The organism is Chryseobacterium culicis (genome assembly GCF_900108365.1).
GTDB classification, from domain to species: Bacteria; Bacteroidota; Bacteroidia; order Flavobacteriales; family Weeksellaceae; genus Chryseobacterium; species Chryseobacterium culicis.
On sequence record NZ_FNWQ01000002.1, the window covers coordinates 493583 to 516333 of the forward strand.

Annotated in this window: 24 protein-coding genes; 17 read left to right on the forward strand and 7 right to left on the reverse strand. The window is 37.7% G+C overall.

All coding sequences use genetic code 11. The features are described from left to right. Positions 1–12: 12 nt before the first annotated feature. From BLW74_RS08495 to BLW74_RS08510, 4 genes are read right to left on the reverse strand one after another with little or no spacing between them, the layout of a single operon-like run. Positions 13–1422 carry a carbohydrate porin gene (locus tag BLW74_RS08495; RefSeq protein WP_089691667.1) on the reverse strand — a complete coding sequence of 470 codons (1410 nt, stop codon included), beginning with the start codon at positions 1420–1422 and terminating at the stop codon, positions 13–15. Positions 1423–1427: 5 nt separating this feature from the next. Then, positions 1428–2672 carry a sugar MFS transporter gene (locus BLW74_RS08500; protein ID WP_089691670.1) on the reverse strand — a complete coding sequence of 415 codons (1245 nt, stop codon included), beginning with the start codon at positions 2670–2672 and terminating at the stop codon, positions 1428–1430. Positions 2673–2684: 12 nt separating this feature from the next. Continuing rightward, positions 2685–3599 carry a carbohydrate kinase family protein gene (locus BLW74_RS08505; protein ID WP_089691673.1) on the reverse strand — a complete coding sequence of 305 codons (915 nt, stop codon included), beginning with the start codon at positions 3597–3599 and terminating at the stop codon, positions 2685–2687. A gap of 54 nt (positions 3600–3653) precedes the next feature. Continuing rightward, on the reverse strand, positions 3654–4661 hold the full coding sequence (locus tag BLW74_RS08510; RefSeq protein ID WP_089691676.1) for a LacI family DNA-binding transcriptional regulator: 1008 nt from the start codon (positions 4659–4661) through the stop codon (positions 3654–3656). 495 nt (positions 4662–5156) lie between these two features. Between BLW74_RS08510 and BLW74_RS08515 the strand changes: the two genes are divergently transcribed. From BLW74_RS08515 to BLW74_RS08535, 5 genes are all read left to right on the forward strand, one after another. After that, positions 5157–5948, forward strand: a complete 792-nt coding sequence (locus tag BLW74_RS08515; RefSeq protein WP_089691679.1) for a hypothetical protein — start codon at positions 5157–5159, stop codon at positions 5946–5948. A gap of 37 nt (positions 5949–5985) precedes the next feature. Then, positions 5986–6780 carry a hypothetical protein gene (locus BLW74_RS08520; protein ID WP_089691683.1) on the forward strand — a complete coding sequence of 265 codons (795 nt, stop codon included), beginning with the start codon at positions 5986–5988 and terminating at the stop codon, positions 6778–6780. A gap of 40 nt (positions 6781–6820) precedes the next feature. Further along, positions 6821–7636 carry a hypothetical protein gene (locus tag BLW74_RS08525; RefSeq protein ID WP_089691686.1) on the forward strand — a complete coding sequence of 272 codons (816 nt, stop codon included), beginning with the start codon at positions 6821–6823 and terminating at the stop codon, positions 7634–7636. Between the two features lie 447 nt (positions 7637–8083). Then, on the forward strand, positions 8084–8497 hold the full coding sequence (gene arr, locus BLW74_RS22860; protein ID WP_394331229.1) for an NAD(+)--rifampin ADP-ribosyltransferase: 414 nt from the start codon (positions 8084–8086) through the stop codon (positions 8495–8497). Between the two features lie 84 nt (positions 8498–8581). After that, the gene (locus tag BLW74_RS08535; RefSeq protein WP_089691692.1) at positions 8582–8809 is read left to right on the forward strand and encodes a hypothetical protein; all 228 of its coding nucleotides are present in this window, start codon (positions 8582–8584) and stop codon (positions 8807–8809) included. Between the two features lie 2 nt (positions 8810–8811). Here BLW74_RS08535 and BLW74_RS22790 read toward each other — a convergent pair whose 3' ends face one another. Together BLW74_RS22790 and BLW74_RS08540 are read right to left on the reverse strand one after the other, a co-directional pair. Next, entirely contained in the window at positions 8812–8940 is a 129-nt protein-coding gene (locus BLW74_RS22790) for a hypothetical protein (RefSeq protein ID WP_262487316.1), read from the reverse strand. A 136-nt stretch (positions 8941–9076) separates the two neighbouring features. After that, positions 9077–9760: a hypothetical protein gene (locus BLW74_RS08540; RefSeq protein ID WP_089691696.1), complete on the reverse strand. Its 684-nt coding sequence runs from the start codon at positions 9758–9760 to the stop codon at positions 9077–9079. Positions 9761–10142: 382 nt separating this feature from the next. Here BLW74_RS08540 and BLW74_RS08545 point away from each other — a divergent pair, with 382 nt between their 5' ends. Then, on the forward strand, positions 10143–10514 hold the full coding sequence (locus tag BLW74_RS08545; protein WP_089692586.1) for a hypothetical protein: 372 nt from the start codon (positions 10143–10145) through the stop codon (positions 10512–10514). 39 nt (positions 10515–10553) lie between these two features. Here BLW74_RS08545 and BLW74_RS08550 read toward each other — a convergent pair whose 3' ends face one another. Next, entirely contained in the window at positions 10554–11192 is a 639-nt protein-coding gene (locus tag BLW74_RS08550; RefSeq protein WP_089691699.1) for a hypothetical protein, read from the reverse strand. A 153-nt stretch (positions 11193–11345) separates the two neighbouring features. Between BLW74_RS08550 and BLW74_RS08555 the strand changes: the two genes are divergently transcribed. The 11 genes from BLW74_RS08555 to hisB all read left to right on the forward strand — a co-directional run bounded on the left by BLW74_RS08555 (position 11346) and on the right by hisB (position 22751). Further along, entirely contained in the window at positions 11346–11918 is a 573-nt protein-coding gene (locus tag BLW74_RS08555) for a C40 family peptidase (protein WP_089691702.1), read from the forward strand. 163 nt (positions 11919–12081) lie between these two features. Further along, a complete protein-coding gene (locus BLW74_RS08560; RefSeq protein WP_089691705.1) occupies positions 12082–12693 on the forward strand; it encodes a methyltransferase family protein in 612 nt (203 codons plus the stop codon). A gap of 83 nt (positions 12694–12776) precedes the next feature. After that, complete coding sequence (locus tag BLW74_RS08565) at positions 12777–13589, forward strand: 2,3,4,5-tetrahydropyridine-2,6-dicarboxylate N-succinyltransferase (protein ID WP_089691708.1); 813 nt, start codon at positions 12777–12779, stop codon at positions 13587–13589. A 29-nt stretch (positions 13590–13618) separates the two neighbouring features. Then, positions 13619–14788 carry a glycosyltransferase family 87 protein gene (locus BLW74_RS08570; RefSeq protein ID WP_089691709.1) on the forward strand — a complete coding sequence of 390 codons (1170 nt, stop codon included), beginning with the start codon at positions 13619–13621 and terminating at the stop codon, positions 14786–14788. A gap of 5 nt (positions 14789–14793) precedes the next feature. Beyond that, positions 14794–15723, forward strand: coding sequence for a glycosyltransferase family 2 protein (locus BLW74_RS08575; protein WP_089691712.1), 930 nt, complete (start codon positions 14794–14796; stop codon positions 15721–15723). 1 nt (position 15724) lies between these two features. Then, positions 15725–16501, forward strand: coding sequence for a polysaccharide deacetylase family protein (locus tag BLW74_RS08580; protein WP_089691715.1), 777 nt, complete (start codon positions 15725–15727; stop codon positions 16499–16501). Further along, entirely contained in the window at positions 16498–17595 is a 1098-nt protein-coding gene (locus tag BLW74_RS08585; protein WP_089691718.1) for a glycosyltransferase family 4 protein, read from the forward strand. Before BLW74_RS08580 ends, BLW74_RS08585 begins: the two co-directional genes overlap by 4 nt. Before the next feature lie 246 nt (positions 17596–17841). Continuing rightward, positions 17842–18699, forward strand: coding sequence for an ATP phosphoribosyltransferase (hisG, locus tag BLW74_RS08590; RefSeq protein ID WP_089691721.1), 858 nt, complete (start codon positions 17842–17844; stop codon positions 18697–18699). 274 nt (positions 18700–18973) lie between these two features. Continuing rightward, on the forward strand, positions 18974–20248 hold the full coding sequence (hisD, locus tag BLW74_RS08595) for a histidinol dehydrogenase (protein WP_089691724.1): 1275 nt from the start codon (positions 18974–18976) through the stop codon (positions 20246–20248). A 351-nt stretch (positions 20249–20599) separates the two neighbouring features. Continuing rightward, positions 20600–21631 (forward strand): histidinol-phosphate transaminase, encoded by a 1032-nt coding sequence (gene hisC, locus BLW74_RS08600; RefSeq protein WP_089691727.1) that lies wholly within the window; start codon positions 20600–20602, stop codon positions 21629–21631. A 25-nt stretch (positions 21632–21656) separates the two neighbouring features. Further along, positions 21657–22751, forward strand: coding sequence for a bifunctional histidinol-phosphatase/imidazoleglycerol-phosphate dehydratase HisB (gene hisB / locus BLW74_RS08605; RefSeq protein WP_089691731.1), 1095 nt, complete (start codon positions 21657–21659; stop codon positions 22749–22751).

Consider the following 22751-nt stretch of genomic DNA (forward strand, 5'->3'; position numbering starts at 1 on the left):
TATTTGTTTTAATTAAAAAATCCACCATTCTGTCCGTATTCCGAAATAAGTTCCGAATCTTTTGGCGCCTGACTGTTGTAAAAACGGTGAGTAAAGGCTGTTTACAGCCTGGTCATTATATCTTGACACTTCTGCAATAAACCGGATGTGAGGTCTTGCCCAGACACTCCGTTCGGCAGTAGGAACAATGGTAGGAGCTAAGACAAGTTTCATCATTGATGCTGCATCCTGGGTTCCGTTTTTCCTTGCTGCATAATGAAGCTCAGAAAGAATATGAAACCAGTTGTTAAAATAATAAGTAGCTCTGATTCCGGTATTAAACTCTGTTTTCCTGTTGAAAATTTCACGGTTATAATAATCCAAAGCCTTGTCATTGTTAGCTGATCCTCCTTTACTTTTGGTGAAAACGGCATAGGGATTAACTGACCACCGGTCTGAAATATTCCAGAGAAAATGTTCAACAACTGTAAGAGAATAGGCTCCATTGTATGTTTTTGAGATTTCATCAGGAGCTCCATACGTTCGCCAGGTCTGCGTGTTTCCGTTATCTCCGCCATTGGCAATTCCGGTTCCGTATCTTACGGAAAGCTGGTTGAATGAGCCCGGAATTTTTGTGGCAATATTGGTGTTCAGTTTGGCTCCGAAAACCCATCCCCGGTCTGCAGGATATTGTTCTATGGAATTTTCTCCTGATCTTTCAACGTGATGAAATTCGGCCATCAGTTTCAGTTTATGCTTTTTGCTTTTAAACGGGAGGTTCTGCTCCAGAACAAATACTTCTCTCTGCCTGTAGATCAGGTTTTTTGATCCGCTGATTACATTGGTGTAAGAATAGGGAGTCGAATTGCTGGCTGCAGTATCAATAGCTGCCGGGAAAAACATTGAAAACCTTGTATTTTTGTGTCTCAGACCCCAGCCTGTTGCCGAGTGGTCATCGAAATAAAAGTAATCTGCAATGTGAATGTCATCATATCTCAGCCATCTTGATCCGGCCCAGATATCCCAGTCGCTTCCCATAATGTTTCGGGCTTCCACAAAAGCTTCCGGTAAGGCAACAATCATTCCCTGATTAGATTTTGAATCTACGTTTCCCAAAAAAGTCCCGCCTGAATAAAAGCTTAACCTTGCCTGCATATCAATCTTTGTCGTTTTTGTACTGTCACCGTTCACTACAGGAGAAAAATGAAATGCCGGTAAAAAATCAACATAATCTCCCTGGTCCATCCTGCCCCCTAACGATCCCTGGTTATTAAGATTCAGCTGTCTTCCGGTTTTTCCATCGGCATTTGGAGAATAGCCAACCCCGATTCTTCCGGTGGTACCAAAAGAAAATTTTTTGTTGGTAATGGTAATCTGGGCAGTAATTCCCCTGCTGATGCATACGAATAAAATGCACCAGGCCACTAAAAGCTTTGTGTTCATAGGAATTATTTAAAGGTTTTGGGCTTGTAATATTTTAGTGCAAATAATAGAATAACCGCATAGCAAAGAATAGGAAGGAGGTATGCGTGAGCGATATCTTTTTCTGCAATTGTACCCATGAGGGGAGGGAATACAGCTCCTCCAAACATTGCCATAACAAGGAATGATGAAGCCTGCTGCACTTTTGAACCCAATCTTTTAAGACCGAGACTGAATATGGTAGGATACATTACACTCAGAAACAGGTTGAGCAAAATAAGGCTGATAAATGATACCCACCCGAAACTCTGTGATATAATAAGACAGAGAATGATATTACATGCTGTAAAGATAGCCAGCAGTTTGTTCGGAGCAATGAATCTCATCAGGAAGGTTCCGATAAATCTTCCGATCATCATCATCGCCATACTCAAAGAAAAATAATAGGAAGCCTGTATCTCCGGAAGATGCATTTTTTCTACCCCGTAGTTGATAAAATAAGCCCATGTTCCGCCCTGTGCAGCAATATTAAAGAACTGGGCAATGACTGCAAATATAAAATGTCTCTGCTTATAAAGCGGTGCGTGAGGATCTGATACGGATAAATCTTCTCCCTTTTCATTTTCTGAAATGATAATATCTTCTGCATGAGGGTCTTTGAGATCCGGTACCCTGATAAAGCTGAAAATAATGGTAATTGCCAGAATAATAATACCAATCCAGGTATAAAGGTTTTTAACTGAATCCAGAGATCCAGATCCTGAATCCGGTGCGCCAAAAATAAAGTATCCACCTAGCAGAGGTCCGATAATTGCGCCTAAACCATTAAAAGACTGGGCAAAATTAACCCTCTGATCACTCGTTCTTTCATCCCCAAGAGCCGCTACAAAAGGGTGGGCTACTGTTTCAAGGGTAGCCATTCCCATGGCCAGTACAAAAAGTGCCAGTCTGAAAAAGTTAAATGAAGAAGTATTGGCTGCCGGAATAAATAGAAAAGATCCCAGTGCAAATAGCGAGAGTCCTAACATGACCCCCAGTTTATAACCAAATCTTTTCATAAAAAGTCCTGCCGGAATTCCCATCAGTGCATAGGCTCCGAAAATAGAAAGCTGCACAAGGCCTGATTTCGACTTCGAAATGTGAAGAACATTCTGGAAATGCTTATTCAGGACATCCCCCATGGTAAGAGCAATAGCCCAGAAGAAAAATAAGGAGGTAACAAAAGACAGGATGATATAGTATTTCTTATCTGTAAATTTTGGAGTATTCATATAATCTGTTTTTTAAGAAATTCTGCAGCTGTTTTTTTCTCTGAATGCCCTGAATTCGTCATAGGTGTAATCCGGACATGCTCCTGACTTTGAAGTAATAAACGCTCCTAATGACGTTGCCTGCTTCATGATTTCTTCCGGAGATCTGCCCTGAATTCTTTTAGAAAGAAATCCGGCAAGAAAAGAATCCCCGCTTCCCACAGTATCTTCAATCTCAATATGAACTGCCGGGAAATTGTAAGCTGTATTCCCTACAAAGTATCTGGCACCCTTACTTCCTTTGGTCAGAACAATTTCATTCAGGGTAAAATAAGTCTGAAGATAGTGGATGCCTGTATCTTCATCAATATAATCTTCACCGAGATGCTCAAGAATGGTTCTCAGTTCCGCCTTATTCATTTTTACCAGGTCAGCTTTGTGAAGTAATTTTTTTATAAATTCAAAATCAATAAAAGGAGGGCGGAAATTAACATCAAAAACCCTGAATTTGGAGTATTCCAAAAGTTCCAGCAGTGTATTTTGGGATGTTTCACTTCTTGTGATCAGACTCCCGAAGACAAATGCTTCTGAATTCTGAATAAGATTTTTATGTTCCGGTAACGATTCAATATAGTCCCAGGCAACTTCTTTTACAATCTCATAGACAGCTTCTCCATGTTCATCAAAATCAGCCAGAACAGTTCCTGTAGGCTTTTCCGCATCTATTTGTATGAAATCTGTTGTTATTCCCCAGTCTTTAATTTGATTAAGAAGACGATGTCCTAATTCATCATCTCCAATTCTGCTCAGCATTTTGCTGTCGATTCCCATTTTGAAAAGATTGTAAGCTACATTAAATGGAGCACCGCCCGCTCTGGATCCGGAAGGGAAAATATCCCATAGTACCTCTCCAAAGCATACGACATAGTTAGATGTATTTGTTATCATATTAGGTTAAACGTTTAAGTTATTGTTTAAAAAAAATGTCTTTATTAAAGTTGATTATTTTAAAGAGGCTTTAGAAATCAGTTTAGCGGATAACGTGATCCTTTTTCCGGTGGCTGCAAAATTGTTGATCTGTCCATCCAGAAGCTTGATAGCTTCTTCAGCCATCTCTTCAATAGGCTGCTTAATATATGTGATTTCTGTTGGGAAAAGGTGATACGTATCAGTTTCATCAAATGCTATTACGGATACCTGTTCCGGGACTTTTATGTTATTTTTAACGAGATAGGCGAGTCCTGCAACAGCCAGTTTATTGCTGGAAAAATAAAGTGCTGTATTTTCCGGTGAGGTTCCCAGCATCTTCTCAAGTTTTACATGTACTTCCTTGGCAATATTTTCTAATCCTACCAGCAGATACTGTATTTCTACTGTTTTTTTAGATATGCGTACCGCCCTTTCAAATCCATGCTGACGGTCCAGCAGATGAGGAAGCTCAGTCTGATAGCCTACATAGATTATCTGATCAAAATCTTTTGTAAGAAGCAAACTCGCAGTATGCTCTGCTATTTCGTGGTTGTTTATTGTTATACCGGGGATAGCAACGTCTTTCAGGTACCTGTCAATAGTGACAACAGGATATTTGATATCCATAAGGTTTTCAAGGGTTTTTTCTGAACCTGCTACGGGGGCAACAATCATCCCATCCACTTGCTGCTGTGAGAAAAGCTCAGTAAGTTTCTTGAATTTTTCTGCATTTTCGTCAGAACTTCCAATAATGAGGGTATAGCCCAGTTGTAAAGCTTTATCCTCGAGATTTCTGGCCATATGAGAATAAAAATCATTGGAGATATCTGCAACAATAAGCCCAAGGAGCTTTGTTTTGTTCGTTTTAAGGCTTTTTGCGATCTTATTGGGAGTATAGTTAATCGTTTCAGCAATTTCAAAAATTTTTTTCCGGGTCTCTTCGCTGATGCGCTGTCCTTCCTTTCTGTTGAGAACATAAGATACAGTGGCAACGGAAACCCCTGCCAGTTTAGCAATATCTTTGATAGAAGACCTTTTCATTTCATTTTTTTGAAAGACAAAAATATTTCATAAAATAGTAAAAAAACAATAGGGTAATTTATTTGGCAGTTAAAGAAAATAATGTAATTTAGCGGACTTTTTTTATTTATAGTAAAATATTGATAATCAATTGTTTGAACTAAAGTTATTAATTTAATGTTAATAAATGGTTACATTATGCTGTACTCATTGTTAGTTTTGGTTAAACGTTTATCCATTAAATTTTTAAAATGTGATGTTATTTTTAACAATTGAGTACATAAGACACTTTTCAGCCGATATAAAAGCATTATGATATGCTTTCAAATTGATAGTTAAGGCAAATTCCTCAATTGGCACCTGATTATTTAATACATAGAAATCATTTTTTTAAATTTTTTGCATAGTAATTCAGGATATTTTCATTTTTTTTCTCAAAATAAAAACCAGATAAGTATTACACTCGTAAATATTGTAAAAGTCTTTTATCATAAAAACTAATACAATTACACAAATATGAAAAAAATGAATTTTGTGGTTCCTGTTTTATTGGGTGGTTTTTCAATTGTAACAGCTCAGATCGGAATCGGGACAGCTTCTCCCAACGCCAATGCCATGGTGGATGTAACCAGTACAAATAAAGGAGTATTGGTTCCAAGACTTGCTCTTGTTTCTACCAATAATGCCTCTCCACTTTCAGCCCATGTTGCCGGGATGACAATCTATAACACGGCTGCTAATAATTCTGTAGCTTCCCATCCTGTATATCCCGGAGCTTACTATAATGACGGCACTCAATGGTTAAGAAAATCTACATGGAATGATGCCAGAACCATTACGGGAGGAAGTATAAGTGATCCTGTTTCGCTGATCACGGCAGATGCGGCAGCGGAAACGGCACAGAGCACGATTCTGAGTACAATTCCTTTTACTTTAGACAGACCATCAACTGTCGAGTTCAGCGCCAATATCTCTACACGGTATACAGCTTCAGGGAGTAATACGGCTCCATTATCAGACGGAGCTGTAAAATTGTGCACCATTAATTTTCAGTTTACCACCGCTCCTTCCGGTATATCGACAACGGCTTTTTTTGGAGATCATTCTACTTCATATGTCAATTCACTTTCTGCTGCAGGAACGGTAACGGGAGATGTTTATGTAAATCCATATGCTGTGGTTACCTTACCCGTGGGCAGCTACGTTTTAAATGTAAGAGGTTCTGTTTTAAGCGGAACAGCTTTCAGAATAGGCTATGGCGGGGGAACCCATGATATGATCCAGATTAAAGCAACTCCCATACAATAATTGAGGAGCCATATTATAACAGTGCTAAAATTCCAAAATGAAAAAAAATAAATATATCAGTCTACTATTCATCGGTTTTTGTTTGTTTACAAATGCACAGGTTGGGGTAGGGGTGCAGAGTCCAAATGCCAATGCGCAATTGGATATTACAAGTACTAATAAAGGATTTCTACTACCCAGAGTTGCATTGGTAGCAACTAATAATCCGGCACCGCTTACCAGCCACGTAGCCGGAATGACCGTGTACAATACAGCCACTAATACTTCTGCGGCGGCCAATCCTGTGTATCCTGGTGAGTACTATAATGACGGAACGCAATGGCAGAGAAATTCCGCTTTAAATGATGTAAAAATGATTGCAGGAGGTACTATTGCAGATTTACTTTCATCGACTCCTGTAGATGTTCCTGCAGGCAGCCCTGTCAATACAACATTAGCAACTTTTTCCTTTACTCTGGACAGACCTTCCAGTGTAGATTTCGGAGGAAATATTTCTATGTCATTTACGGCAAATGGTGATAGTAACACTCCGGTAGGTGATTCTTCTGTAAAAGTAGTTACTGTGAATTTCATATTTACTTCAGCACCTGCGGGAGTAGCTGTCAATACTCCATTCGGGGGCAGTACAATGACTTATATGAATGCAACGACTGCTAATATAACCACCATTACAGGTAATCTTTATACAGCTCCTCATGCATTACTTCAATTGCCGGCGGGAAATTATGTTGTTACTATAACTGGAACAGCATCTGGCGCATCTCCTTTCAGAGTTAATTATGGATCAGGTATTCGTGATCTTGCCCAGATTAAAGCCACTCCAACAAAATAAAAGTAAAATTATGGAGTACACATTGATAAAAACAGGAATAATGAAAAACTTATTATATATAGTAATCATTTTTTCAGGAGGATTATCTCCGATGTCGGCCCAAGTGGGAATAGGCCTTGCTTCACCCAACAGCAATGCAATGCTGGAGGTAAGCAGTACCAATAAAGGCTTACTGCTTCCCAGAGTAGCTCTTACCGCAACCAATAATCCGGCCCCCCTTTCAGCGCATGTTGCCGGAATGACGGTATATAACACGGCAACAAACAATTCTGTAGCTGCAAATCCTGTTTATCCGGGAGAATATTACAACGACGGAACTCAGTGGCAGCGAAAAACTGCGTGGTCTGAAAAAACAACCCTTTCAGGAGGTACCATCGCTGGAGATGCACTTGCAGCAACAATTTTAGATGTACCGGCTGCTACCACCAGCGGGTCTATATCCACTATTACTCTGGCGACCCTGTCATTTACCCTCAGCAAACCTTCTTTGGTAGAGTTTAATTCTAATATTTCTGCAGTTTTTACCAACCCGGGGATTTCCCAGGGAAGTGCCGGAGCTGGAATAACGGATAATGTGGTGAAATTATGTACGCTGTACTATTCATTTACTGCAGCACCTGCGGGTATTCCTACTAATAGCGTGTTTGGATTATCCTCACTCACTTATATTAATAGCTTTGCAACATTTGTTGCAACAGGTAATTTTTATCTTGTTCCCCGTTCTACTTTAACTTTACCTGCGGGAAATTATACCCTTACAGTAAACGGTGCCGGAGCAAGCGGAACAGCCTTTAGACTGACGTTCGGATCTGGTAATCGTGATGCTATTAATATAAGGGCAACTCCTATCAAATAGATAGGGAGTAAATTCTACAAAATTTAAATTTTGTAGAATTTTTGTGTTGTAAGTATTTCTATGTTTTATATCCAATAATTTCAGCAGAATATCCTAGATTTGGAAAAAATAAAAGACATGGAATTTTCACCTTTTAATCCGGTAATCAGGCTTTGTCTGCAGGGAATGAGCTTTGAAGAGAAAGAAATGCCTGAAGAAGCAATTCGTCTGTTTTTACAAGCGTGGGAAGAAGCTTCGGACGACCATGAAAAATTTCTGGCGGCTCATTATGTAGCGCGTCATCAGAAAACAGTTGCAGATCGTTTACAGTGGCTGGAAACATCTTTAGAGTTTGCGCTAAAAATAAATGACGATACCGTTAAAAGTGCCCTGCCCGCTCTTTATCAGAATATTTCCAAATGCTGGCAGGAACTGGGAGATGCGGAAAAGTCAAAAAAGAATGCTGAACTGTCTTTGTTGCTTAAAAATCATCCCTCTGATAAAGGTCCTTTTTATCACGGGACAAAAGCCGATCTAAAAATCGGTGATCTTCTCACAGCCGGTGGAAATTCTAATTATCAGTCAGAACTGAAAATGAATCATATTTATTTCACTGCTTTAACCAATGGGGCAGGACTTGCTGCTGCACTGGCAAAAGGTGATGGCGCAGAGCGTGTATATCTAGTTGAACCAACAGGGGATTTTGAAAATGATCCCAATGTCACGGATAAAAAATTTCCGGGAAATCCCACCCGTTCTTACCGTTCAGCAATGCCATTGAAAATTATCGGAGAAATTACACAATGGAACAGGCCAACGTCTGAAGACCTTCAAAAATTCAGGGAAAAGCTGAAAAACAGCAGCGGTGAGATCATCAATTAATTTACAATAATTATTATTCTTAATTGATTGAAATCATAATCTGCTGACAGTAATATCAGTAAATTGTTTCTATAAAAAGAAAATATGAAATATAACGAAGCTTTACAATATAAAAAGGAAGCTGTAGAAAAAGCTGACGATTCTGTTCTTGAAAATTATTATATAGTAATTGTTCCGGCTGACACTGATGAGAGTGCTAAATATATTGAAGAATATTCGAAGCATCCTGATCAATTCAAGGATGAAAGCTGTAAAAAATACTGTTCCAATGAAGAATATTTGGTTGTGAGCTTCAAGAAAGATTCCTTATAATTTCATCCGAAATAATAAAGCCCTGCTATAACATCATTATAAGAGATTCCTGTAAATTGAATATGTTTATGACTATACTCATAAATGGCAGAATGAATGTTTCCTACTTTTGGGATAAGTTTTTCATTCATCCAATAGTTTTTAGCCTCCTATCCGGGGGCTTTTCTATTGGATTGTTTTTTATTATTTATCAGAGAACATTTTCAATATAACAAAAACAGCCGCAATAGAATATTACGGCTGCCTTTTGAAATCATATAACGACTATTATAAAGATCTGGAGCGGGCAATATTAATAAGATACACAAGGTGTGCATACATGCTTCGCTTTACAGACTCTACTTTTATATCTCCGGTGGTCTGGTTAATGGTGGTTACTAGATCTGTATTGCATTGGCCGGCGAAGTTTCCACTTCCTAAATAATTGGCTGTATTGGCACTGGGATAAGAAATCCTCGGGTAATCCGGTGCTGTCTGATTGGCAACTGGTGCTGTGCCGGCAAATCCCTTATTATCAATATATCGGGCTGTCCAGGTTCCTAAAAACTGTCCGTTACCCGTATTAATAGTCTGTCCTACCACAATTTGAGTATCCACAGGATTACTGAATCCGGCACAGGAAGAATAATGATTAACAGAAACGGTACATGAAGATGCGTTATCAGTAGGTTGGAAGCATTTTCCTTCATAAACGGTAAATCTCTGCTCTGCAGAGGTCATGGAAGTGTTTAATAGTGCTTTCGGGGCAAAAATCTCTTCCGGGGAAATCAGGGTTAAAACTCCTTCTGCATCAGCTGCCACAATTTTTTTTTCTGCATTGGAAAGCGCTCTTACTCTTACCAGACCATTAACATCTAAGGTCTGAGTGGGGGAGGATGTATTAATCCCAACCTGTGCTGTTAAACTGCCACCAATGGCAAGCGCTGCCAAAAAGAATGTCTTTGTTTTCATGTTATTTCTTGAAAAGGTTAAATTTTTCACTAAGGTAAGAAATATCTTGAAAATAGAAACGATAATACCACAAAATACTCTATAAAGTAATTGTAAACGAATATTGAATATAATAATATGAGTTTTTATGTTTATCCTTACAATAATTCAACATGTAAACAGCTTGTATTTGTTTGAAAAATATTTGTATTTTAGCCGAAATATGTTGTTTTTTAACAAACATATTGGGTACTGATTAAAATTCAGATAATTTGAATAAAAAATTAGTAGATTTGCACGGAACAAAAAATAATAAATATTAAACACTATTCTTTGTGACGAACCCTATAGCGGGATGTTACAGAGAATAAACAGGATTTTAGGTTATAAAACTACTGAAACTATGAAGAAACTTTTTTTACTTTTATTTACGGCGTTTTTATTTATCGGTTGCAGCTCTGATGATGATACCATTTATGATTATGTAGGAACATGGTCTGGTTCTTATGAAGGAAATGACAAAGGAGTCTGGAATCTTGTGGTAGATGAAAGTGGTAAAGTGGTAGGAACAATGCATTCCGATGTAAATAATGAAAATTATAATATCTCCGGGAATTTAAGTGAAACAGGAGATCTGAATGCAACAGTAGGGCTTCCTTCAAAAGGAGAATTCAAAGGAACACTATCTTCTGTAGATAAAAAAGGAAACGGAAACTGGGTCAACTCACTTCCTACACCTGCCAAATCAGGAACATGGAAAGGAGAAAAGAAATAAAAATAAGAAGTCTGCAGTAATTACTGCAGACTTTTTTATTTATACAAAACCCATGTGGGTAATTTCGTTATGCTTATTCTTCAGTACAGCAAAGTAAAGCAGAACATCATCATTGGAAAAATAATTTTTAAAAGAACTTTTCCGCTCCTTATTCCACTGTATTATTTCTTCGGTACTTTCTGTTATATATTTTTCGGAATCCAGTTTTATCGTCATAAACAGTGTCTGTTCCGAAGCACATTCTCCACGCTTACAAAGCATCTGATCCTGAATGCTGATACATTCTGCCACCTTACTGATGCCGCCAAACTCAAATTCTCTCAGAAGCATTTTGCCTTCTTCAGTTTTTAAACCATTCGCTACAGTTCGTTTTCCTCTTTCGGAAATCTTATCCAGATCTTTGATGGCTGTCATCACCTTTGCAAACTTCTGGTAGAGGAGGGGATCACCTGCTTCTCTGGTATAGTTTTCCACGCTTTTTCTGATGATCTTTCCGATTTTTGAACAATGCCCAAATTCTGAACTGTTTTGGCGTACTTTTTCATATGACGGACTCTTTTTAAAAGCCGTTTTATTGAACCCGCTTTTCTTCCGAACCACATTTTTGCCGTTCAGGTTATAAAATACCAGGTCGCCCACAGCTCCGGTAATCTTAATTACACTTTCATAGGTTGCCATATCGTAAAATAGAAATCAAATATACCAATAATTAATGGTAAACCAAATTTTAACATATATTTATCATATAGTTGTAGTATAGTTATACCATAATTAGAATATAAAATGTATATTTGTACTCTATTTTGTTAATTAATTACAAATCAGAAGAATATGGGAACGGAATTATTTCAACAAAAAATGAAAATAAAGCAGATGGCTGTTATACTGGCTGCGTCTGTTTTTATAGTTTCCTGCGGATCCTCTAAAAGCGCTTCCGCCAATAAAAGATCAAATACCAAGACTGTATCTAAAGCAGAGAATCTCAGAAAGCTGGATTCCAAATTTGATGGTAAAATTTCAAGATCCGTCAGTGATATTCTTAAGGATGCTGAAAAATATATTGGAACACCCTATAAATTCGGGGGGAATACCTCATCAGGCTTCGACTGTTCAGGTTTTACGGTAAAAGTATTTGAGGAAAATGATCTCAACCTTCCGAGGAGATCTTCAGATCAGGCTGAAGCCGGAAAAAATATTGATATCAAAGAAGTAAAACCCGGTGATTTGTTATTTTTTGCCACAGCAGGAGGAAGCAGAGTTTCTCACGTAGGTATTGTTCACGATATCGGCCCTGATGGAGAAGTGAAATTTATTCACGCATCCACGTCAAAAGGGGTGATAATTTCGTCACTGAATGAGAAATATTGGAACAAGGCCTACCTGCATGCTCAAAGAGTGCTGTAGGCTGTACCCATATATATTCTGAATCCAAACCGTCAAAAATTTTTTGAATTTGTTTCACCTTTTTGGAGGAAGGGATTCTCACGGTTCTCTCTGTTGTATATCATCAATCATTGCAATAGCATTGCATCTTTAAACTCACCAAATTTGCCATAAAAACTATACTATGGCAGATTTCATCAGATTCTTTATTCCCTTCTATTTCATATTGTTCTTTATTATTTCCTTTGTCGGAATCAGTTATAAAGTGGCAAAGAAAATCGGCAAAAATCCAAATGTTCTTCCCAAAGGCGACTCAGCGTATGCACTCGTAGGAATATATTTTAAAATGATATTACTGGCATTATTTGTATATACGATGCTTTTATTATGTTTCCCGGAAGATATTTCTGAGATGTTTAAAATCCACCTTCTTGAACATAATTTTCTTCAATACACTGGAATTATTGTCATGATCATTGCGTTGGTTTGGGTGATAATGGCTCAGTTACAAATGAAAAGCTCATGGAGAATAGGAGTCGATACTACAACAAAAACAGAGCTGATAACTCATGGATTATTCAGATTTTCACGAAATCCCATATTTCTGGGTATGACTGTAAGTCTTGCCGGATTTTTTCTTGTTCTTCCTACTGCATTTGCTTTTTCTTTTCTCCTTATCGGGTCTATTTTGATGCAGATCCAGATCCGTCTTGAAGAAGAATATCTGATCAAAGAACATGGACAGATGTACCTGGCCTATAAAAAGAGAGTACAGCGTATGCTGAGCCTTTATTAAAAGCATCATGTTAAAAACGGTTTTGCTGAACTTTTTTGTATCTTTGGCCGGTATAATTTTTCAAACTAATTTAAATAAGAAACATGTCGTTACAACAAACTATTGAAAATATTTGGGATAATAGAGATCTATTACAAAATGAAGACAGCCAGAAAGCGATCAGAGAGGTTATTTCTTTAGTTGATAAAGGTGAACTTCGTACTGCTGAACCTACGGAAAACGGATGGCAGGTGAATGAATGGGTAAAAAAAGCAGTAGTAATGTATTTCCCGATTCAGAAAATGGAAACTATTGAAGTAGGTCCGTTTGAATTTCATGATAAAATGCCTTTGAAGAGAAACTATGCTGAAAAAGGGGTGAGAGTTGTACCACATGCTGTGGCCAGAGAAGGAGCTTATATTGCTCCGGGAGTTATTATGATGCCTTCATACGTAAACATTGGTGCTTACGTAGACTCGGGAACAATGGTAGATACATGGGCTACAGTAGGAAGCTGTGCACAGATCGGTAAAAACGTTCACCTGAGTGGTGGTGTTGGTATTGGTGGGGTATTGGAACCGTTACAGGCGGCTCCCGTAATCATTGAAGACGACTGTTTCATCGGGTCAAGATGTATTGTTGTAGAAGGAGTTCACGTAGAAAAAGAAGCCGTATTAGGTGCCAATGTAGTATTAACAGCTTCTACAAAAATCATTGACGTTACAGGAGATACTCCTGTTGAGATCAAAGGAAGAGTTCCTGCACGTTCGGTAGTAATTCCAGGAAGCTATACAAAGCAGTATCCAGCAGGAGAATATCAGGTTCCTTGTGCACTGATCATTGGTCAGAGAAAAGAATCTACAGATAAGAAAACATCTCTGAATGATGCATTGAGAGAGAATAATGTAGCTGTTTAAGATTAATATTTTAAACTAATACTAAAATCTTGAAAGAAAAATTTCTTAAAATACTATTAAACCCTAAATATATATTTGGGGTTTATCTTATTATATCAGTTGTTACAGCAATTTCCAAATATCTGAGAGGAGATTATGCGATCAATAATTATCTGATTTTTAAAAACGTATTCTTCAATACCATTCATCAGAAAAACTTATTTATCCATTATCCTGATCTTTATTTTGATCTGAATCACTATGGCGTATTTTTCAGCGCATTAATCGCTCCGTTCGCCATGATGCCGGATTGGCTGGGTATTTCTCTCTGGAATATCGCCAATACCTTTATTTTCATCTATGGAATTTATAAACTGCCTTTTTCAGACAGTAAGAAAGCCATTTTCGGATTGCTTTGTCTTCAGGAATACATTACAGCAGCCTTAAGTTTACAGTTTAATGTAGCGCTTACCGGCCTTTTGCTGCTATCCGCAGTATATATTTACGAAAGAAAAGAAGTGAAATCGGTGACTGCCATTTTAATCGGAATATTTGTGAAGATTTACGGAATTGTTGGACTGACACAATTTTTCTTCATTAAGAACAAGACTCAATTTATTCTTTCAGGAATTGTTATTGCTGTATTATTTTTCGTACTTCCGATGGCGTATTCAAGTCCGCAGTTTGTGATTCAGTGCTACTCAGACTGGTTTCATTCAATTGTAGAAAAAAACAATGAAAATCAGGTATTGGGAAACATGCAGGATATTTCACTGATGGGCTTTGTAAGAAGAGTTTTAGGAGATGCCTCTATTTCTAATCTTGTATTTTTAGCAGGAGGGCTGCCGCTGTTTGCTTTACCTTACATCAGAATCAAACAATATAAAAATTATGCTTTCCAGCTGATGATCCTGGCTTCAACATTGCTGTTTTTAGTATTGTTCAGCTCCAGTTCAGAATCTCCGACATACATTATTGCCGTAGTAGGAGTGCTGATCTGGTTTTTCCTTCAGAAAGAAAGAACACCGCTTATCATAGGACTGCTGGTTTTCGTCATTATTTTCACTTGTTTTTCCACTTCGGACCTGTTCCCGAAATTTGTAAAAGAAAATTATATCATTAAATATTCATTAAAAGCAGTACCTTGTATTGTCATTTGGTTGAGAGTAACTTATGAGCTTCTGACTAAAGATTTTGAGAAAAATTATAGCCTGAATTAGTAAATATGAAGAAAATTTCAATTGTAATTCCCGCCTATAACGAAGAAGGAAACGTTGCCATGATCCATCAGAAAATTAAAAACGTTTTTGATGGCCTGAATAATTATGACTTCGAAATCATATTTGTAAATGATGGCAGCAGAGATAATACGCAGAAGAAATTAGAAGAACTTGCCGGTCAGTATGAGGAAGTGAAATTCATTGAATTTTCACGTAATTTTGGCCACCAGCCCGCAGTAAAAGCAGGAATGGATAATGCCCACGGAAATGCGGTTATTTCAATGGACGGCGATCTTCAGCATCCGCCGGAGCTTATCCCTGAAATGATTCAGAAATGGGAGGAAGGCTATGATGTGGTTTTTACCTTCAGAACCTATCCCAAGGAGATTTCTTTTTTTAAAAGGAAAACATCAGATCTGTTTTACAAGCTTTTATCAAGTCTGTCAGACGTTAATTTAACAAAAGGGGGCGGCTCAGATTTCAGACTGCTGGATGCAAGCGCTGTTGAAGTCATGAGAAATTTTAATGAAGACGATCTGTTCCTTAGAGGATTAACAAGCTGGATGGGCTTCAAACAAACAGGAATCGACTTTACTGCTGCAGAAAGGCTTTCCGGAAAAAGCAGTTACAACCTGAAAAAAATGTTTACTTTCGCCTTTACCGGCATCACGGCTTTCAGTGTGAAACCTCTTTATCTGGCAGCGTATCTGGGGTTTTTATTCTCGGCACTTTCTGTCATCGGATACGGTGCATACGTTATTCATTCATTTATTGCAAAAACTGAGATTTCAGGTTGGGCATCCTTGATAATGACTATCGTTTTCTTTGGTGGACTTCAGCTGATCATCCTGGGAATTATGGGAATCTATTTAGGTAAAATATTCAAACAGGTGAAAGACAGACCAAATTATATTGTTAAAAACAAAAATTTTTAGAATGGTATTATTGAGTTTTGATATTGAAGAATTTGATATGCCACTGGAATACAGGGGAGAAATACCCTTTGAAAAGCAGATTTCAATTTCACAGATAGGATTAGAGAGAATTCTCGATATCCTTAAAAAACATAACGCAAAAGCTACCTTTTTTTCCACCGTAGTTTTTGCAGAAAACAGCAGACATCTTATCGAAAGGTTATTAAATGATGGTCATGAACTGGCATCTCATACCTGGTTTCATTCAGAATTTGAGGAAAGGCACCTGAGGGAATCAAGAGAAAAACTGGAAGAATTATTTTCTACAAAAGTGACCGGATTAAGAATGCCGAGAATGATGCCCGTGGATGACAAAGCGGTCGAAAAAGCAGGTTATTCTTACAATTCATCCATCAATCCAACGTTTTTGCCGGGAAGATATAATAATTTAAAAGTATCCAGAACCTATTTCAAAGAAGGAAATGTAACTCAGGTTCCGGCTTCGGTTTCACCAAACTTCAGAATTCCTCTGTTTTGGCTGAGTTTTCACAACTTTCCCTTGTTCTTCTATAAAAAGCTGGCTTCGGACAGCCTGAAAAAAGACAAATATCTGAACATTTATTTCCATCCCTGGGAATTTGCAGAAATCAAGGATGACGCTTTTAAACTCCCTGGATTTACCGTGAAAAACTCAGGAAAAGACATGGTGGAAAGATTTGATTCATTTGTTGGCTGGCTGAAAGAAAAAGGGCACGTATTCGGAACATTTCAGGAATTTCAAAAACAGATAGAACGATGAAGATTGCGTTTGATGCAAAACGGTTTTTCCACAATACATCCGGCCTGGGAAATTACTCAAGGGATCTTGTAAGAATCCTTTCAGAATATGAACCGGAGAATGAATATCTTCTGCTGAATAAAAACAGATCGGAAAGAGGAAAAGATATTCTGGAACGTCCTAACGTTCAGTTTGTTGAAACCTCAAAAGGAATTTTATCACGCCAATTGAAGATGGGGAAAGATGCCCAAAAAGAAGGTGCAGATATTTTTCATGGATTATCCGGAGAACTCCCTTTACAATGGAATCCCAAACCTATTAAAAAAGTCGTTACCATTCATGATCTGATCTTTGTAAGATATCCGCAGTATTATTCTTTTTTTGACAGAAAAATTCATTTCTGGAAATTTAAAAAAGCGGCTGATTCCGCTGATAAAATTATTGCTATTTCAGAACAGACCAAAAGAGATATTGTTCAGTATTTAAAGGTTCCTGAGGATAAAATTGAAGTTATTTATCAGGGATGTCATCATGCTTTCAAAGAACAGCAGTCTCCGGAACTGATGGAAGCTGTAAAAGTGAAATATAAGCTGCCGGAAAGGTTTATACTGAATGTCGGTACCATAGAAGACCGTAAAAATCTTTTAAATGTTGTCAAAGCAATCAATGGTACAGCAATTCCACTGGTTGTAGTGGGAAGAAAGACTCAATATTACAAAAAAATAGAAAGTTTTCTGAAAAAAAACAAAATAGAAAAGCAGGTACTCTTCCTGGAAGGAGTTTCCATGGACGAACTGGCCTGTCTCTATAAACTGGCAGATATTTTTATCTATCCAAGCTTCTTTGAGGGCTTCGGAATTCCTGTTATTGAAGCGCTTTTTTCCAAAACGGTTGTCATTACAAGCAATACCAGCTGTCTGCCGGAAGCGGGAGGAAAAGATTCGGTGTATGTGAGTCCTGACAATGATCTGGATATCCGAGCGAAAATCAAATTTCTCTGGGAAAATGAATCCGAAAGAAAACGCCGTGAGGAAAAGGGGTTCGAGTTTGTTCAGAAGTTTAATGACGAACCCATTGCACAGGAATTGATAAAGTTCTATCAAAAAATTATCTGAAAAAACTTTGCATTTTAAAAATAAATCCTACATTTGCATTATAATTCAAACAATGAAACCAACATTTTTAGCATTACATCATTATCATCATCATCTCTGCTAGACGGAATTGATTGATATAAGTATATGCTGAAATCAAAAATAATTAAAACCGTCTGAGTAAATAGGCGGTTTTTTTGTTTCCTGAATTCTTCTCAGAAATTTCAATAGATCAGTTTTTATTTGCTCGGACCCAAAAAAGGCAAAATGAGTAAATTAAAAATTGCAATCCAAAAAAGCGGCCGGCTTTACGAAGAATCTCTTCAGCTTCTCAAAGACTGCGGAATCTTTGTGAACAACGGTAAAGACCAGCTCAAAGTTTCAGTAGATAATTTCCCAATGGAAATCATGTACCTTCGGAATTCAGACATCCCTCAATACCTGGAAGACGGAGTGGTGGATGTAGCCATTGTAGGCGAAAATCTTCTGATTGAGAAAGGTAAAAATATTACAACAATACAAAAGCTTGGGTTTTCAAAGTGCCGGGTTTCACTGGCCGTTCCTAAAGAGGTGGAAACCGATGAGCTATCCTATTTTCAAGGCAAAAAAATTGCTACTTCTTATCCCAATACCCTCAAAAACTTCTTAGAAAAAGAAGGAATCGTATCAGATATTCACGTTATATCAGGTTCTGTAGAAATTGCACCTAATATTGGACTGGCTGATGGTATCTGCGATATTGTCAGTTCCGGAAGCACCCTTTTCAAAAACGGATTAAGAGAAACGGTTACCTTATTAAAATCGGAAGCAGTATTGGCCCAGACACCTCAGTTATCAGCTGAAAAAGAAGCCATACTGGGGAAATTTGTATTCAGAATCAAGTCAGTTCTAAAAGCAAAAAATTCAAAATACATCCTGATGAATGTCCCTAATGAAAAAATTCAGAAAGTAGCCGGTGTGCTTCCTGTACTGAAGAGTCCTACCGTTATTCCATTGGCAGAAGAAGGCTGGAGCAGTATCCATTCCGTCATTGATGAAGAACGTTTCTGGGATGTCATTGATGAATTGAAAGAAAATGGCGCTCAGGATATCCTGATTATTCCAATTGATAAAATGGTTATATAAAGTGAGTTGAAGAATGATAATATTGGTTAACGCAAAGGCGCAATGAAAATGAGACCAATACTATTTTAAGGCGCAAAGATTTTATCTGCAATAAAATTGAATGCCGTTTTAAGTCACAAAAATATACTCACACATTTGCTGAAAATCTCATATTGAGCGAAGTAGAAATGTTCTTGCACCTTAAAAAAGTAAAGATTAAAAAAAACTGTGCCTTTGCGTTCATAGAAAAATTGGGACATATAGCTAATGGTTCAAAAAAAATTAAAAAAGTACAATGAAAATATACAGATATCCCACAAAAGACACCTGGAAAGACCTGGTAAAACGTCCTGTTCTGGAGCAGAAAGAAATTTCCGGTTTGATTGCGGAAATATTTACGGAAGTTGAAAAAAAAGGTGATCAGGCTTTAAAAGAATTCAATAAAAAATTTGATAAAGCAGCAACTGAGAATATTAAAGTTTCTGATATCGAAATTCAGGAAGCTGACAATCACATCAATGACGACTTGAAAGAAGCCATTCAACAGGCTAAAGAAAATATTTCAGCATTTCACGCTTCTCAAAAACAGGAGATTCAGAAAATTGAAACAACAAAAGGAGTGCTTTGCTGGCGGGAAAACCGTGCTGTAGAAAGAGTAGGGATTTATATTCCGGGAGGAACGGCTCCTTTGTTTTCCACTGTGCTGATGCTTGCAATCCCTGCAAATCTGGCAGGCTGTAAAGAAATTGTATTGTGTACCCCCCCAGATCAAAACGGTAATATCAATCCTGCCATTCTTTATGCAGCCCAACTTTGCGGAGTCTCGGAAATCTTTAAAACAGGCGGCGCGCAGGCCGTTGCAGCAATGACTCTCGGTACAGAAAGCATTCCGCAAGTTCATAAAATTTTCGGACCCGGAAATCAGTTTGTGGTAGCAGCAAAAGAATATGCACAACGTTATGGAGTAGCTATTGATATGCCTGCCGGTCCGAGCGAAGTTCTTGTGATAGCAGATGAACAGGCCGTCCCTGATTTCTGTGCCGCAGATCTTCTTTCTCAGGCAGAACACGGAAGTGACAGCCAGGTGGTTTTCATTACCACAGACCTTAAAGTATTTGAAGAAACGGTAGAAGCTGTTGAACGGCAGATCAAAGACTTACCAAGAAATGAATTTGCGGGCCAGGCTTTGGAAAACAGTTCTTTTATATTGGTTAATTCTCTGGATGAAGCGCTTGAATTCAGTAATCTCTATGCTCCGGAACACCTTATTCTGGCCATCAGTAATTTTGAAAAATACATTCCCGGGATTCAGAATGCAGGTTCTGTTTTCCTTGGAAACTATTCTTGTGAGAGTGCCGGAGATTATGCCAGCGGGACCAATCACACACTTCCTACCAATGCTTATGCGAAGAATTACAGTGGTGTTTCTCTCGACAGTTTCGTGAAGAAAATAACATTCCAGCATCTTTCAAAAGAAGGTCTTCAGAATTTGGGGAAAACAATAGAACTCATGGCCGAAGCAGAAGGCCTGTTTGCTCACAAAAATGCAGTGTCTATAAGATTAAAATAGTATGTTGGAAAACGCAAAGACGCAAGGATTTGATCTCCGATAAAATTGATTAATGTATATAAAAACACAAAACAAAAACATACCCTTGCTGAAAATCTTCGATTTTCTTGCGCCTTAAAAAAATTAAAGAATTAAAAGACTTTGCGCCCTTGCGTTCATCAAAAAAAATAATTTGGAACCATTAAGAAAATAAAGCTTTTAAGCAAAATTAAGATTCAAACACATTTGAATTCAGCTCACTGCTTAATAAAGATCTGAAGATATTCTCTTCATTATTCTTAATAACTTAATGCAGCTTAATGGTTTAAAAGCGATTTATATTAAATCAATTTTAAAAAGAAAATCAATACAATGAAAAATAGCAGTATCAAAACACTCGTAAGAGAAAATATAGTACAATTACAGCCCTACATCAGTTTCAGGGACTATAATGAGTTCAATGCTCCTGTTATGCTGGATGCCAACGAAAGCCCGTTCGGGGAATGCAACCGCTACCCGGATTCTACCCAGAAAAAGCTTAAAAGTAAGCTTGCGGAACTTAAAAATGTTTCACCTTCACAGATGGCCATAGGAAACGGAAGTGACGAGCTGATAGATCTTATCATTAAAATCTTCTGTGAGCCCAAAAAAGACGCCATTCTGATGATGAATCCGTCATTTGCCATGTATGGTTTCTATGCAGCAATCAATGAAAATAAAGTTGTGAAGCTTGATCTGGATGAAAACTTTGAAATCGGTAAAAATGCTTTTTTACAGGCAGCAGAAAACCCGGCATTGAAAATTTTCTTTTTATGCTCACCGAATAATCCTACAGGAAACAGTATTGATGATATTGAATTTTATATTCAGAATTTCAAGGGAATAGTGGTCGTAGATGAAGCCTACATTGAATTTTCCCGTAGAAAATCAAGTCTGGAACTTTTGGAAAAATATTCTAACCTGATTGTATTACAAACATTCTCGAAGGCATGGGGAATGGCCGGAGCAAGAGTAGGTGTGGCTTATGCGTCCGAAGAGATCATCAGCTTAATCAATACCGTAAAAGCACCTTATAATGTGAATGTTTTGAGTCAGGAACTGATTTTAAAGATATTGGAAGAAGAAAACAGACTCCAAAAGAATGTAACGCGTATTCTGGAAGAGAGAGCATGGCTGAAGCAGCAGTTTGAAAGTATTGCATGCATTAAGAAAGTATTTTCCACTGATGCCAATTTCTTCCTGATCAGAATGGATAATGTAGACCATGTCTATTCTAAAATGCTGGAAGAAGAAATTTTAACCAGCAGAAGGGATCCTGCTATTCCAGGCTGTATCAGGATTAATGTCGGGAACCGTGCAGAAAATGAAAAACTCATTACTCTTTTACAAAAGATATCAAAATAAAGCTCTTATCTAAGTATAAAAAAATATGAAAAAAGTACTCTTTATAGACCGTGACGGAACACTCATCATTGAACCGCCAACAGATTTCCAGGTGGACTCTCTGGAAAAGCTTGAATTTTATCCCGGAGTTTTCCAAAACCTGTCAAAGATTGTCAGTGAACTGGATTACGAACTGGTAATGGTAACCAATCAGGATGGTCTGGGAACGGAAAGTTTTCCTGAAGAAGATTTTATAAAACCCCATGCAAAAATGCTGAAGGCATTTGAAAATGAAGGAATCATTTTTAGCGATATTTTAATAGATAAAAGCTTTGAATCTGAAAATCTTCCAACCAGAAAACCGGGAATCGGAATGCTGAGTAAATACATTTATGGGAATTATGATCTTGAAAATTCCTATGTAATTGGTGATCGAAGTACAGACGTTCAACTTGCTAAAAATCTGAAATCTAAAGCGATTTATCTTAATCAAAACTTAAATAGTGAAGCTGAGCTGTCTACAACAAAATGGTCAGAGATTTATCAGTTCTTAAAATCCGGAATGCGAAAGGCTAAAGTCTCCCGAAAAACCAATGAAACCGACATTGAAATTGAAGTCAATCTTGACGGAAACGGAAAATCAGATATTTCAACCGGGCTTCATTTTTTCGATCACATGCTGGATCAGATTGCAAGACACGGAAATATGGATTTAACGATTAAAGTAACAGGTGATCTTGCTGTAGATGAGCACCACACTATTGAAGATACAGGAATTGTTCTGGGAGAAGCTATTTTAAAAGCTTTAGGAAAGAAAAAAGGGATTGAAAGATATGGTTTCCTGCTTCCGATGGACGACTGCCTTTCCCAGGTGGCCATTGATTTCGGCGGAAGGCCGTGGTTGGTGTGGGATGCTCCTTTTAAACGCGAAAAAATAGGAGATGTGCCTACAGAAATGTTTTTTCATTTCTTTAAATCCTTTACAGACGCTTCAAAATCTAATCTTAATATCAAAGCAGAAGGAGATAATGAGCACCACAAAATAGAATCCATATTTAAAGCCTTTGCAAAAGCCGTTAAAATGGCCGTAAACCAATCTGATAGTAATTACAGTTTACCTTCTACAAAAGGAAGTTTATAA